This window comes from Marinobacter sp. Hex_13 (assembly GCF_001566815.1).
Taxonomy (GTDB): domain Bacteria; phylum Pseudomonadota; class Gammaproteobacteria; order Pseudomonadales; family Oleiphilaceae; genus Marinobacter; species Marinobacter salarius.
The window spans coordinates 1-13,771 of the sequence record NZ_LSMM01000005.1; the positions used below are offsets into that span (position 1 = coordinate 1).

Below are 13,771 nucleotides of genomic sequence, written 5' to 3' on the forward strand. Positions count from 1 at the left end.
TTTCCTACCACTCTCTCTATCTGAAAGGTAGAGCGAGCCAAACGATTGACCTGTTCGAGTAGTAGTGCTGCATATCGGCCACTATTACTTAGCCCAAGGCTTTTCAGGAATTGGCTTTGGCTTGTATCAATAGCAAGCTCAGGGCTTTTCTGTCGCTTGGCTTGTGTGGTTAACCATGCCAATAAAAGCCTTACCAGTCCCCCTGCGGGAACACGCTCGCTGGACAATACCGACACTTTGACATTGCCATTGGTGCGCTGAAACAGGTTTTTATCAGTATTGGCCGCCGGCAATGGACTAAGCTGACAAAACAACTGCGGCATGAACCATGTTTCAGGGTTCAGCTCTTGATTTTCTGCCTGCTCAATAAGACTTTGATGGTAGGCAGTAAAGGGCTTGCCTCCCATCAATCCACCTTCCGACGCTCAAGCCAATCCTCTACGTCAGCGCGCTTCCAGCGTACCGCTTTTGTAGTTACAGCAATGGGTTTTGGAAAATCAGCATTCTTATCTGCCCGAATGCGGCTCAGCGTCGGATTGGAAATGCGTAGAAGTCGTTGGACATCACGTACCGTTAAAAGCACGTCCGACTCAACGTCATGCTCTCGATCTTTCTTTTGGGATTTCATAAAAATAGCTCCTTTGATTTCTCTAGGAGCTATTTTCGGTTTAACTACCTTTAACCGAAGAACGCGCTTTTTACCATTTTGGGCGCATAAGGCAGTTTTTCAGTATTTTTATCGTTAGGTTCCTGGCCCGCCCGGATTCACTTCTATTTTGTCCATTGCCTCCCGACGCTTTGCATCCACGTCTATGTCATCAACGCGGTCCATTGCACGCTGCTCAGCAGGCAACCGGTCCCCGTCGATATTGAAGACACTGCCAGAGCCTGTGAGGGCGTCCATAGATATATTGGATCCATTGGGAAACTGACCGTTCTGCTGGAGAATGGCAAGCCACTCATCGAGATTAACCTCATCCCAGTTGATTTGAGCGATCTGCTCAAAGGGAATGCCTCCACAACTCGGATTCTTAGGGGTTCCGAAGTCCTGACCAAACTGAGGCCGCACCTGTTCCTGGATGATTCGAGACAGTGGTGAGTTGAAGCAGCAATACGCTTTACGCTTCTCGATGCAGGCCCCGAGAACCTCTTCCTTACAGTATGAGCCGACGTAAGTGCAGCTATCCGTCGCCCGTTTGGTGTTCATTTCCAGCTCTTCCTGTTCGCAGGCATAGACCATTTGAATTACGGCCACAGCGACCACATACACCGTGTAGACCGTCATCGCCGCACCCAGCATGGAAGCGGCTTGGTTCGCCATTTCAGTCATTGCCTCCTCAGCCGCTCTATCTGCCGTAGCAGTGGCTGCCGCCTCGGTCGCGCCATCCTGGGCCAAGTTGCCCATCACGTCCTGCAACATACCCTTAGCCTGCTCTTTCAGCTTTTCTATGAGTTGGTTCTTCAGCTCCTCGATGGGCGACCATATCTCCTCAACGGCACCGGAGATGTTATCCATGTAATTTGTGAACGGCTGAGACACCTCCGTCCAAGCATTCATGACTGGCTCACGAAGGGTTTGGTAAGAGCTTTTGATGATGTTGGTGTCCTCAAGCGCCAAGACTGCACCATCAAGCTTCGGAACCTGGCGAATCATCATCAGGTAATCAGCCATGCTAACGTTGGAGGGTTTCTCACAGCAGTCTGAAACTCCGCCGACGGCAATCTTGCATTCCCCCGCCTCACCACCGAACGCCGTGCAGGTCACGTTCTCATCCCCAGTCGCATTGCCATCGTCATCTTGGCCGGTGCAGCTCATGTCTTGAGTCATAAACTGAGCAGCGTTCAGCAACGCTGAGGCTTTCGCGAAGTTCGCGGTCTGGTCGTTGGATTGTGTCGGGTCTAGGCAGTCGTCGCCCATGCAGCGGATAGCTCCACCGCACTGGTATTCAGTGTTTTTCTCAACGGTGTCGATGTCCACACTGCTCCCGCAGTCCCACGTCTCCTCTTTGACGTAGCACACACCGGAGTTACCCTGAGCCCCATCAACACACTCCGAGCTGATAAAGCCGCACTGCGGGTTTTCTTCGTACTGCTGGCACGTATTTAGATTCCCGCCTTCGTTGACCGGGCACTGCTCCTCACCGTTGACATCGGTGTAGCACTCCATATCCCCTTTGTAGAAATCGAAGTCCGCATCTACGGCGACTTTCTTGCAAAGGTTGGGGATACCTGGAATGGGAGAAGGCTTCAGGCTGTCTTCACAGATTTTAATGCCATTGGTGTAGGTGCAGCCTTCCGCGTCACGCGGGTCGTCCACGCAGGTCAGGCTCCCTTCTGCAAAACCATCCACCACGCCAGTAGCGGATTCGATGCAGCTATCCGGTGACCACTCATCTTTGATGATGGCTTTGGAGGGATCGTACTTGATGCGGATCTTCCCGAAGCCTTCACCCTCGCCCGAGACGGATACGCGAATTTTGAAGCGAATCACCGAGTCTTCCGGCGCGTTTCGGAAGTAACTGGTCAGGTCGAGGTTAGGATTTTGGTCCCAGCTTGTACTCAGCTCACACTTACCGGCTGTCTCGGGAGGAAAATTGTTATTGGGACCAGACCATACCTTTACTTCTTCGCCAGGCTCACCAATCCATATCTGCATGTAGTCATCCCACTTGGCACGTATCAACGTAGCCTGAGTAATGGCAGCAGGATTGACGACTTTGATTTCCGTGAATTCTTCGTAAATCGAGCAGCTACCACTCCAGTAGTTGTCTCCCACCTTACCAATCCACACGTCAGAACACCCACCGCCAGCACCATCGCATGGTGAAATGTTGTATGGACCGTCATGGTGCTTGACCACTGCCGCTTCATAGTCATGAATGACCTCGCAGGTGGCGCTTTTGTCGGTCACACGGTCGCAGGTTTCGTACTCCGGGTTATGTACCGACATGGTGATTTCATCGAAGGTTGTTTCGGCGGAACAGTCACCAAAGCCCTCAGCGATCACATCAATGTTTTCGTATGTGGCGTTGGTGAGCCCCAACATCGGGTCGGAACTGAAATCCGGGCGACTTTGATTTGAGGAGTCCACCAGAACTTTATACGCCGCACCTGAGATAGAGGGGGTGTCGCTGTAGACATCTTCCCAGAGGGAGTCCTTTGCCTCGCTACCGGTTTCGCCCATCCCCTCTTCCGAGTCATAGATCCCCTGGAGCTGGTCGAGGTCAGGGGCTACGCCATCAGAGAAATATTCGTTCTGCACCGAGGCATTGGAAGGGTTGCTGCCTGGGTACAGGCTTTGAACGCTGAACTGAGTTCCCCCTTGGTATTGCAGGTTACCGTTTTCGTCCATGGTGGGGATGGTGATTTGCCCGTTCTGGACCTTGGCTGGAGTGTTTTTGGCTTCGTTACCAAGCTCCATACCCAGATTCTGGCCTTCGCGACCGAGCTGGCTTAAAAAGTCCTGGGTATCGACTTCGGGTGATTCTTGAGCCACGCCGTGAAGCGGCATCAGAGTCGTGGTGACAGTTAGAATGTAGGCAATGACTCTCATCAAGCCTGGTGAACTTCGCATAATGACCTCTCCGAAAAGCTTTTCGTGAGATCATATCGAGCATCTGGCGCTACCAGCGGGTGTGTAATTTACCGTTTCGGGCGCATAGCGTTAAATTGCTCAAATTTTCTTTCACATGTGAAAGTTTTTCAAAGATGGCGAAAGTTAGCTCAAGCTGGCTCAGCGAAGACTTCAACCGCTGGCATCGCCCCACCTTTCGCGTTCTGAGGCTGAAAACAGTGCGGGCAGTGTATTCCCGTTGCCTGATTCACGGAGGTGAAAAAGTCACTCCCGCAGTCGCCGCAATACTCAAACATCGCTTCCCCAGAGCGCATCTCCGACGCTAAACACCAGGCATCCGAAATTGTGAACATCTGAAATGCTTCCTTGTCCATAGGCGAGCTGACAGGGGCAATCTCACTGATTACCGCACGATACATCCGGTATGCTCTATCCAACGCCAAAATGCAGGTCGAGGATTCGACGGGCCTTCCACCTATCCGGCGATAGAGCCCCATCATGAGTGAAGCATGGAGCTTGGAAAGCTGATTCGTTATCAAAGAAGCGCCGCTTTTGATAGCGTTGGAAGTTCTGTTTTTGCTGACGTCCATCCCATCATCTTCCAGGTCTCGGTAAATCCTCCGCACCTGTTTATCGGTCAACCCAGTCTCAAGAATAATTATGCGGGTTACATATCCCATTAAGGCCATCTCACGTGCTTGAACCCACAGGTGCAACGGGTTGTTACGGGTATTCATACGTTGTCTCCTACCGACAGGCACTGCTGATACTTCATGAAGAACGCCTGTCTACGCTTACGAAGGTCTGCTGTAGGTAACAGACCTTCGACAATCTCCGGCTCAAACCTGAGCGTGCAGGCTGTACAAATTTCTGTTACCAGTTGACGGATCTGATTGTCAGTTGCCTCGGCCACAGCCTTAGCCAGTGACAGGCTGACACCAAATGCGGTTGCAGCCATTGGAGCGTCACGGCGCGCCACGTTTCTGAGCGTCAGCCAGTACGTCACATCAAACTCTCGCTCCACACCCTCCATTCCTGCGAAGCCGGGTGGAATAGCACGCTCGTATTCAGCGGCCAAGAAATCACATACGTCCGGTTCCGGTGTGTGTAACTGAAAGCTCAAAACTACGCCTGAACTCAACTTGGACAATTCGTGAGATGGCGTGACAGCTAAGGCCACAACCGTACTGTGTGGTAGTGAAAACTGCTCTCTGGCCACGCTCGGAGCATGGCGGCAGAGAGTTGCCAGCAGGTTCCAAAGAGTGAGATCCAACTCAAACACATTTTGGTCTGGGCGCTGCTCATTAATCTGAGCAGCCTGGTTATCCAGATCGGACATTGAAAGTAAAGGTGACATTGTTACGCCTCCTCTGTGAATCGCTTCTTGTAAGACGTTGGCAGATACAGAGTAAGTGCAACCCCACCGGCAGCAGACAGCGCAAAATAGGCCAAATCACCTGAAGTCAGCAACTGTCCAATACAAAAATAGATGAACCCTGCGGACACAAACCAAAGACATTTTTCAGCAAACATAACTACTCCTCGATCAAAGCAAAGCATTGCAAAACATATCAATATAAATACCACGAGATCCCGGATATGCAAGGGCTTTTACTGTGTTTTTTTACAGTATCATTTTATGGTTCTATGAACAGAATATTGAGCGACTTGCATTTATTGAAAACAGGGGTAGGATTTAAATTAGGGTAATTTTTAATCGGAAAGTAGGCTATGAAACTATTAATCTTCGTCCTTTCAACTTTGTTCGTTAGTTACAATCTTGCTGGCATCGGCGGCTTGATATTATCGCTCATTCCGCTCGCGTTAATTTTGAGCTTTACTGTTAGCAGAAGGAACGCACAATCAGGTTGCAACGTACATTCATCACAGCAGGATCGTTCGTCAGTTTGGGATGACAGCCAAATAGACAGGATTCCGTTCACATCGCCAGATGGTTCAGGATCGCAATTTGAAAAATGGGACGGTCAACCTTGGATCGGCCAATAGAAGAGAGCTGGAAGAATCCAGCTCTCTAAGGTAATTATCGAGTTAACAAAATTTCAATCCCTTTTCCCGCTAATCGCCTAGTGTCATATCTCCGCCCGTCTGGTAACCGAACGCTTAGAGCTGCAATCTTCATTTCAAACTCCCTTACACCCGCTTTTTTCGCCAGCTTTTCAAGCAGAGCATTAGTAAGAATGATCGAGCGCATATTTTCTCTATGAGCGTATATTCGCATCCTCATCTTCTCTCCGCAGGGTGCCATGAATTCGCCCGCTTCCGCGTGTCCAATAATCTTATCAATCACTGTCACAGCTTCTCTTTTCATGAAACGCTCCTTTACTCTCCATTCTGTACAGCCATATAGCGGCTTACTGGCATCAGATAACCCCCCGCCTGCTCACGCCCGGCACCCGCAGAAGCCTCAATAATATCTGCTGCTTTGTTTGCCAGATCGGCGTCACCGCCGAACTCACTTTGAAGTTGCTGCCTGTATTCAGCTTCACGCCCGTCACTTGCTCCCAGTAGCGACGACGCAAACAGTTGCGCACCGGCTTCAGACTGAAGGCCATGCTCATTAACAGCCGTTTGGGCTGCCATCTCACGGAACTCGTCACCATATTGCTCAACAAAACGCTGTGCGTGCTCCGCACCTTCCTCTGATGCACTGGCAAACGCTGCCGCAAAGAACATCCCACGTTCCCTAATGGACATGTCTTTAGCGGCTTCCGACAAATCACTTTCTCCAGTAATCCACTCTTTGGCCGCTGTGTATCCGCTGACCCCGGCACCGATAATCGAACGCCCCAGGTCTGCGGCTCCAGTCGCGATATGACCCGCTACGCCGTACTCATCCTGGATGTACTGATCGCCACGGTTTGAATCAGCGATAAACTGGTCGCGCTCTTGGGGAGTCATGGCCGCGAGGTGCTCCATCGAACCTGCAAAATCATCCGAGAAACCGCCTGCTCCAGCACTAACCCCACCAACTACTTGGTCGAAGAATCGGCCAATACCCTCGGTAGTAGAGAAGATACTCGCCGAGCTAGATGGCTCGACTTCAGACGCCATAATTTGACTTCTCAGAGCACCGAGCCGCTCTCCCCGGTAGTCGTCTCTGTTTTCAGAGTCTGCCGCTTCTACGTGGCTTAGGTTTTGGTTATGACGCTGAAGCACTGCGCTCTCCCCAGGCACACCTGCCCTGGCCTGATTTCTTTGTTCTTTCGACATGCTCTGAGGTTCTTGAAGCTCTCGCGCACCTATACCATGCGTTATCGCTGGAGAGCTTTCCAAAAGATCTTGCTGTGCATTGGAATCTTTCACGGTTGTCGCGCTGCCCGTAGCACTTGCGATGGTTTCGGCAGCAATAGCCTGTTCCGATGCTTTACCAGAATTAAGAAGCGCATAGAGCTGACCGCCTGCGGTTGCTCTTGCTGAATCCATTCCCAACGCTTCATAAAACTGGGATTTCTCAGCCGCAAGTTGGCGTGTTTCGGGTGAAGCCATCCGCATCCCATCTCTTAGCTGTGAATGAGCTTCAGGACTGCTGGTTACTGTCTCCGCCAGGGCCCTCATATCCATTGCACTCGTCGTTCCAATGCTCGATTGAGCGCTGGCGAGACGCTGATAAGTATTTTGTGCTGTTAAGGCTTGGGTCGCAGATTCAGAAAACTGCTCACGCTGCTCCTCTCCAAGAGAGTTCGTAAAGCGCTGACCACTCTGCGTATTGACCTGACGAGCTATATCCCTAGTCAAAGCTGCTGAATCGCTGTCAGTGAAACCAACATTCTTGGCAAGCCGGTCCATATCGCCTGTAAGCTGCTGACGTTGATCGGTGGAGGTAGAAGTTGCCGAACCAGAAATTCCTCCTTTGACATCGACTGGTGCTGCCTTCGCTATTGCCATTCCAGCAGGGCCAGCCAACAGGGCTCCCGCAACCTGCCCGGCATCAACATTCGCACTGGCTTGCATACCAATCGCCCCAGCAATGGCATCTGTATGGCTCTCATTCAAACCATATTGTCGAGCGTAATCCTGAGCTTGGCCGTAAATCGCCTGTGCATGTGAAGAGTCAGATGCACGAAGGGATTGCCCAAGCCCTTGTAAACGGGCATAGCTCTGTTCAGCAGAGGCCCCGGAGAAAACAGAATTAGAAAGCTGGGATGCAAACGACTGTGTTGCTTGGGCAGACGATGCCTGGGAGGAACTAACCGCACTACTGAGCATGCTACCGACGTTCACCTTATCCACCATGCTCTCAGAACCGGTAAGTTGAAGCCCTCGGAAGTCATCAAATTGAGATTTCGGCATCATGTCCAACGCCGCTGAGGGCTTAATGGCGTCGGGAGTAGAGATTTTCTCGTTGATATGATCACCGCCATTCAAACGGCCTGCGAGGGAAGTCATTGCGTACGTGGAGCCGGTTACAACAAACAGAGTAATCACTGGAGTGGCCGCAGCCAACATGCCTCCCGTTGCAAGCCAATTAGATGTTATTTGGTATGCCTCGCTTATCCCGTGGAAAGTAGAAAACGGATCGTTCTCCAGGGCACTCAACGCACCTGTAGCGGACATATGAATATAGAGGTTAATGATTGACAACACCGGCATCCAGAGCTGAATCCATGCGAGTGTCACCAAATACTTTCCGACCAAGCCGATACCGAACCGGCCCATCAACATAAAGAATGCAGCCAGAGGTGTTACGGCATAAACGAAACCCTCGAAAAACGTCATCATCGGGCGAACGATAGTCATAAACATTGATTGTTCAGCAGCCCATTGAGTATTCCTTTGCTGGATAGCTTGGTTCAGCATAATTGCCGACGAGTAATCCCGCATATCCTGATACTTTCCCTGGGCAGCATCTTCATATATCGGTTTAAGCACGGTTGTTAGTATGTAGTCCTGAGCATTAGATCCCGTCATACCAAGACTCGCTAATGCATCATAAAGGCGATTTGACACACCGACTCCAGCGACATCGCCACTAGCGTCTCTCATTCCTCGCTCGATGGCTTCATGAACCAAATAGTTGCCTTTAACTTCATTCAGTGCGTTGCTAAGCGCGACAAACCCTTCAGAACAAGTGTAATCCTGGGGAGAGCCACCAAGATAAAGCCGAGTTCCATATAAGTCTGATTCAAAACGAAGTGCCTGCATTGCAGGGGCGGTAAATAAGTCTTGAATTGACGCTTGATGCAAATCAATTTTTGTTAGCGTGCATTCTCGTATGTAGTTGTGAATTGAAAGCTCGACGTTGACACCCTCTCCACCAACAGCGTTATCCATTGCTTTAAATACAACCGGGTTAACGGCAGCATCTTGAAGCTGATTTATCAGGTGAAGGGAGTCGGCAAATCGATTCTGTGTCGATCCCGGTGAAATAAATGAATACCCCTGCTCAAACAGGCTTGTAACTGAGTATCCGACATTTGAGACAACCGAACCAACCGCTGCTGGCCCCACTGGGACATTATCAACGACCCGAACTTCGCCAGAGTACGCATCTTCAATAAGGACCGTCGTGGATGGTCCAAATGCCATAGCATAGAAAATCCATGCCACCAAAATAGTGCCAATCTGTATTTCCTTGGCTCCATTCATAATCGATTGGAAGAAAACTATTAAGACACCGATAAGCAGCCCTACCGATGCCATCTGTGTGAAATCGCCAGTTCCGGTGATCATGGAAACAGCTATCAAGACCTGCTCCAAGAATGCCGAATCACCGACAGAGTGTATGGTCCACATTGGGAAATCTCCTGTTAAAAACTCCCCCTCATACTAAATACTCCTATCACTAGACCACGTACGTGTTCTTGCCCATTTTGGGCGCAAAGCCAAATTTAGGGTAAGTTTGTACCGTCAGTACAAACCATTGTTTTTTATGGATTAACCAAAGTTTTTGGGTTGCGTTTTCTTAAAGTCGTGAGACACTTTTTAAAGATAACGGAGGATAAACCCATGAAACGATACATCGCGATTGCAGCTTCTGCTGCTGTAGTTCTATCACTGGCAGGTTGTGCAACCACCGGGTCATCCGACCCCGCAACCTATCAACCGGAGAAATCCCGTGCGTACAACCTCGCTCAGGCCGGGGGTATCACTGAAGCGCGGGATACAGAGAGAAAACACCTTTCAGAGAACGAGCTTTACAAGGTCGCTTCCAATGCCGATATCCTCATGTGGGATCGAGGAGCAAATTGGAGCGGGGGAGAAGCACTGGGAGCCAGCCTCTTGTTTGCAGCCCTGGAGCCAACGTCGAACTTTGCGAAAGACTCTTTGTTCGGCTGGATGCCTTCCAGCATGGCCACAGATGCCGTTCAGGCCCGTGCGAAGATGTCAGAAGTGACTACCTCCGCAATGAAAAAGGCCCTCGGTAGCCTTGGCTATACATATGAAGCCACGCTAGAGAACTACGACCAAAAAGCAGTGTTTGGGGGCGGAAGCGCTTTTCTGTTCAGTCAGATAACTATTATTGACGCAAATCAGGGATGCCCCTTGCCAGATTCTGTCGATCACTACTCAAAGACATGCTATCTCTCTTCTCAGATCATAGAGCCAAGTCAAGGATTTGAACCTGCGTTCCTGGGAGGTGGTCAGGCCTGGTCGTTCACAACTGAAGGTGTGAAAGCCTCATCTGTAAAACTGAATGTCCCGGAAGGGGTGACCCTGGACAGTGTATCCATCATCGGCGCGATCAGCGCGAATCTGCCCGATTGGGCCTATATGTTTGCCCCTCAAACCGATGAAACTCCTCCCATGGTCGTAAACAAGGGGAAACCCTTGTACTTTGTGGAACCGGTGGAGAGTATCGAAAAGAGCTGATCGAAAACGAGTGATTGGAGGGAGGGCTATGGCAAGAAATCTCAAAGAGATTATTCAGAGCGAGGATCCAAAGATAGTTTCTGCCGCGAAGAGAAAGGCAGAGAAGATCCTCCAGTCAATAGATGACACAACGGGTACGGTAGCCACCAAGAAAAGAAGTAACTCTCGGCTGGTCAGGAAATCAAAAAGGGGCCAGTGATCTGGCCCCTTTCACTATCGAGGAGCATACCCGCAATCGGCCAGACCCCTTTGCAGAGATGCTAACGCATCCTTCATCAGATACGCCTCATCATCGTTAACAGCATTACTCCTTAATTCTTGCCAACCAATTCTCTTTACAAGCTGTGCTAAAGCCAAAGCCTGCGCATCGGAAAGCTCAGTAAGGACGGATACTGTGTTATCCATAAGGACCTCCTATGGGAAGGAGGGAAGCCCCCAAGGGCGTCCCCAGGGGCTTCATTAATTCACCGCGCCGTAGTGCGACTTCGCGTAGGCAAGATCGAGCGTAAAGGTAATCTCAATCCGTTCCACAACGAGATCGAATTTACGGGCGTGTTCCATCAGATTAGACCGGAACACTGATTCGGCGTCGTCATGCGACGTTGCGTTAACCGTCTCAGCGACCAGCTCACCTTTTCCGTTGTCGTAACAGACGTCGGTGTAGTACACACGTCCGCACACATCGAACTGGTGATTCTCTGGTTGATTTTGAATTTGTCCCAGCATGTCTATTCTCCAAAAATAAAAAGCCGGGACTTCGCCCTACCGGGCTTAGTACCCGGCTGGGTGGTTTAATACTTACCGAGGACCGGCAAGTGATTTGTTGCAGTGGAGCGCAGGTCGAATGACCTCACCATCAATGATGCGGCCAGTAATGAATCCGACAGGAGGATTCTGCTCTGATCGCTCCGGTTCAATAACGTCCCCGGATAATGGCGACGCGTTTTGACTGACGACCCGTACGGGCCGCGCTTTGAACATTGATCGAACGATGACGTTGAGAGCACGGGCTACCACTGAAGCGCCAAACGCGATAACGCCAACCGTTACAATCATGACCAAAACGAATGTGGAAAAATACATATAGAGCTCCAAACAATAGTTGATTGAAAGGGGCTCACCCGTTACCGGGAAGCCCCGGTTACGGGTTTAAATGATTTATCGGGAACGCGAGAACCAATCAGAAACTGGCTCAAACTTGTCGCCCGACTTCATTATCTCGATGAAGTCATCCTCGTTGTCGCATCGAGCCAAACCGAAATAGGTTTTCGTAAATCGGCCATCAAGACACCGAAGGACAGTGAAGTGGAGATTTCCTTTTGACTCACAGTGAGTCATGACAATCCCTCTGCGTTGATACACATGTGAATCGTTCAAAGGAAGCACCAAGCCGTTGACTTCGAGTTTTTTCATCTTGCACCTCAAATAGTTTTGAGGGGTATCCCAGTACAGGGATACCCCTGCTCTGGGAGGATGGTTAAACTTGCTGTTTGTTTGAGGAGGCCAGCTACCTCTCTATTTCCGGCGGTTCCGGAAATTGGAGATAGGTTATCGGACTATGGCCGTGAAGCACGCAGCTACTTTTTCCCTTTTTGGGCGCAAAGAGGTTTTTTTGTCTACTTGGGCCTGGGAGGTTCGCCTGGTCTGCCTAATAGCTCCCATAGAAGTCTGAAGGCATAGAAATGATCCCTGAGTGTCGTGCTACTCAGGTTATCGTGTCGAGTGTAATAACGGTGGATGTGTGCTCTTCCTACCTGGTCAGGCCGCGAAACCCCCTGCTCATGTGACGAAATATCTGCCAAGGCCGCTATGAGCCTCTTCACCATTGCTCGCCGAGCCGTTTTGCCGCCGTGCCGGACATAAACGTGCGCTCGCTCTCTTACCCATTTTTCCATCATTTACCCCAAGTATGAGTTTGTAACGTCAATACGACCGTGTCCCAGCTCCCGCGCTATCTCAGCACGAATCTCCTGATCCAGTGTCTTGGCCTGGGCGACCGAGATCCCCAGTTCCTTGGACAGGTATTCATGATGAGCCCGACCGTGGGCCACACCAGCGCGGATAGGGCTATCGGCCCCCATGAGGACCCTGTAGCGCTCCTGAGCATAGTGGTGGCGCTCACCATGGAAGTTCACCGGCTGACGACCAATCTCCCGATATGCCTCTTGTCGAAATTCTCTATATGTCTGGTTGCCTGGGATCATACTGCGGCCATCCTGGATGGCCGCAGCTCTCTGAAGAGCGGTTATCTGAGCATTAGAGGTAATCGGCACCATACGCTGGCGACCACCTTTGGTTCCGTCCTTGATGGCAACAACCCCTTCTTTCTCTGCCTGTTTCAGCGCCCGAGTCGCATCAAGCTTGGCCGACTCCTCGAATCGCAGGCCAAAGTTGCGCTGCACCTCCAGCAGCGCTCCCAGCCGTTCTGAGACAGCCCCTATAGCTGCCTGGTGGGCCGCTTCCGAAACGCTCCGGTCGCTCGATGCGATCCCTGAACGCTTGGGAAGCCCGCCCTCCGCGACAGGCGCTACTCTGACTTGTCGGTCGCCACGAGCAATCTCCATCACCCGGTTTACTGCCGACAGGTAATTCTGGGCCGTAGCAGGAGAAATTTCGCCACGCTCAAACCTATCGTTCAGATGGGCCGCATAGGCCACCAGATGGGCCTTCTCGATGTCCCGCATGTCCTTTATGCCCTGTTCTGTCTTGATCCAGGATGAAAAAACGCTCCAACGGTCATGGATCGTTGCAATTGAAGCAAAGCTTCTCATCCCCTCTTTGAGCGCGTTGAGGCCCGCCCGCGTCATATCACGGCTCTTAAGGCCATAGTTTCTGGCATCCGGATTGGATCGTTCTGAGCGCATAGTGCTATTCCTTCTTGTTCTGGTTCTGGCCTGCCCGAAAATCATTGGTAAGTGATAAACGCGATTTTTTTAATCAGCTTCGCGTGCTGAGGCCAAATCAGGGTTCTTGCCCTGGCAAAGGGTGGATAAACCGAGCACCCACGGTCATTTACATACGATCAACACTGCTATGGAGCGGGCTGCTCTCGCCACTGGCTGGTCTGTTCCGTTGGAACAAACTGCCAGCAGCTCCGGCTGGTGATGTCGCTTTTCTTGGAAAGTTAGCGCGTAGCGCTCGCCGCCTTGCGCGGCTGTGTTCGCGCACATTCGTGCGCGGGGCGAAAGCCTTGAGCCATTGAGGCACAAGGCTTTCGGCGGGGTTTGCTACCCCGTCTCTGTTTTCGCCGTTGGCGACAGAGACGGGGAGGGGCATGGTGCAAGCTCGGCATACGCCAGGCTCACATGGTTGAGGCAGAGGTGGTTCTCTGGAATTTGGCTGCTCATGATCGAGTGCCAGGTACGC

At 51.1% G+C, this 13,771-nt stretch carries 11 protein-coding genes and 1 pseudogene; 1 reads left to right on the forward strand and 11 read right to left on the reverse strand.

The window, feature by feature from the left end; translation table 11 throughout:
- From AXW11_RS02825 to AXW11_RS02860, 8 genes and pseudogenes are all read right to left on the reverse strand, one after another.
- A pseudogene (locus AXW11_RS02825) lies at positions 1-407 on the reverse strand (replication protein RepA); the annotation flags it as partial.
- A complete protein-coding gene (locus AXW11_RS02830) occupies positions 407-628 on the reverse strand; it encodes a helix-turn-helix transcriptional regulator (RefSeq protein ID WP_286791776.1) in 222 nt (73 codons plus the stop codon). The pseudogene AXW11_RS02825 and the gene AXW11_RS02830, both read right to left, overlap by 1 nt.
- A 114-nt stretch (positions 629-742) precedes the next feature.
- Entirely contained in the window at positions 743-3,574 is a 2,832-nt protein-coding gene (traN, locus tag AXW11_RS02835; RefSeq protein ID WP_286791777.1) for a conjugal transfer mating pair stabilization protein TraN, read from the reverse strand.
- A gap of 149 nt (positions 3,575-3,723) precedes the next feature.
- The gene (locus AXW11_RS02840; RefSeq protein WP_286791778.1) at positions 3,724-4,311 is read right to left on the reverse strand and encodes a FlhC family transcriptional regulator; all 588 of its coding nucleotides are present in this window, start codon (positions 4,309-4,311) and stop codon (positions 3,724-3,726) included.
- Positions 4,308-4,931, reverse strand: coding sequence for a hypothetical protein (locus tag AXW11_RS02845; protein WP_286791780.1), 624 nt, complete (start codon positions 4,929-4,931; stop codon positions 4,308-4,310). Before AXW11_RS02845 ends, AXW11_RS02840 begins: the two co-directional genes overlap by 4 nt.
- Positions 4,932-4,933: 2 nt before the next feature.
- Positions 4,934-5,107, reverse strand: coding sequence for a hypothetical protein (locus tag AXW11_RS02850; RefSeq protein WP_286791781.1), 174 nt, complete (start codon positions 5,105-5,107; stop codon positions 4,934-4,936).
- A 508-nt stretch (positions 5,108-5,615) separates the two neighbouring features.
- Positions 5,616-5,903 carry a hypothetical protein gene (locus AXW11_RS02855; RefSeq protein WP_286791783.1) on the reverse strand — a complete coding sequence of 96 codons (288 nt, stop codon included), beginning with the start codon at positions 5,901-5,903 and terminating at the stop codon, positions 5,616-5,618.
- A gap of 11 nt (positions 5,904-5,914) precedes the next feature.
- Complete coding sequence (locus AXW11_RS02860) at positions 5,915-9,328, reverse strand: conjugal transfer protein TraG N-terminal domain-containing protein (RefSeq protein ID WP_286791784.1); 3,414 nt, start codon at positions 9,326-9,328, stop codon at positions 5,915-5,917.
- A 213-nt stretch (positions 9,329-9,541) separates the two neighbouring features.
- Between AXW11_RS02860 and AXW11_RS02865 the strand changes: the two genes are divergently transcribed.
- Positions 9,542-10,405: a hypothetical protein gene (locus tag AXW11_RS02865; RefSeq protein ID WP_286791785.1), complete on the forward strand. Its 864-nt coding sequence runs from the start codon at positions 9,542-9,544 to the stop codon at positions 10,403-10,405.
- Between the two features lie 213 nt (positions 10,406-10,618).
- Here AXW11_RS02865 and AXW11_RS02870 read toward each other — a convergent pair whose 3' ends face one another.
- The 3 genes from AXW11_RS02870 to AXW11_RS02880 all read right to left on the reverse strand — a co-directional run bounded on the left by AXW11_RS02870 (position 10,619) and on the right by AXW11_RS02880 (position 13,269).
- Entirely contained in the window at positions 10,619-10,810 is a 192-nt protein-coding gene (locus tag AXW11_RS02870) for a DUF7706 family protein (protein WP_286791787.1), read from the reverse strand.
- A 54-nt stretch (positions 10,811-10,864) separates the two neighbouring features.
- A complete protein-coding gene (locus tag AXW11_RS02875; RefSeq protein ID WP_286791789.1) occupies positions 10,865-11,131 on the reverse strand; it encodes a hypothetical protein in 267 nt (88 codons plus the stop codon).
- Between the two features lie 1,172 nt (positions 11,132-12,303).
- Complete coding sequence (locus tag AXW11_RS02880; RefSeq protein WP_188619138.1) at positions 12,304-13,269, reverse strand: integrase domain-containing protein; 966 nt, start codon at positions 13,267-13,269, stop codon at positions 12,304-12,306.
- Between the last annotated feature and the right edge of the window lie 502 nt (positions 13,270-13,771).

Bases quoted from the DNA above. Each gene is read 5' to 3' on its own strand.
- AXW11_RS02830 (WP_286791776.1), bottom strand. From the start codon at position 628: ATGAAATCCCAAAAGAAAGATCGAGAGCATGACGTTGAGTCGGACGTG.
- traN (WP_286791777.1), bottom strand. From the start codon at position 3,574: ATGCGAAGTTCACCAGGCTTGATGAGAGTCATTGCCTACATTCTAACT.
- AXW11_RS02840 (WP_286791778.1), bottom strand. From the start codon at position 4,311: ATGAATACCCGTAACAACCCGTTGCACCTGTGGGTTCAAGCACGTGAG.
- AXW11_RS02845 (WP_286791780.1), bottom strand. From the start codon at position 4,931: ATGTCACCTTTACTTTCAATGTCCGATCTGGATAACCAGGCTGCTCAG.
- AXW11_RS02850 (WP_286791781.1), bottom strand. From the start codon at position 5,107: ATGTTTGCTGAAAAATGTCTTTGGTTTGTGTCCGCAGGGTTCATCTAT.
- AXW11_RS02855 (WP_286791783.1), bottom strand. From the start codon at position 5,903: ATGAAAAGAGAAGCTGTGACAGTGATTGATAAGATTATTGGACACGCG.
- AXW11_RS02860 (WP_286791784.1), bottom strand. From the start codon at position 9,328: ATGTGGACCATACACTCTGTCGGTGATTCGGCATTCTTGGAGCAGGTC.
- AXW11_RS02865 (WP_286791785.1), top strand. From the start codon at position 9,542: ATGAAACGATACATCGCGATTGCAGCTTCTGCTGCTGTAGTTCTATCA.
- AXW11_RS02870 (WP_286791787.1), bottom strand. From the start codon at position 10,810: ATGGATAACACAGTATCCGTCCTTACTGAGCTTTCCGATGCGCAGGCT.
- AXW11_RS02875 (WP_286791789.1), bottom strand. From the start codon at position 11,131: ATGCTGGGACAAATTCAAAATCAACCAGAGAATCACCAGTTCGATGTG.
- AXW11_RS02880 (WP_188619138.1), bottom strand. From the start codon at position 13,269: ATGCGCTCAGAACGATCCAATCCGGATGCCAGAAACTATGGCCTTAAG.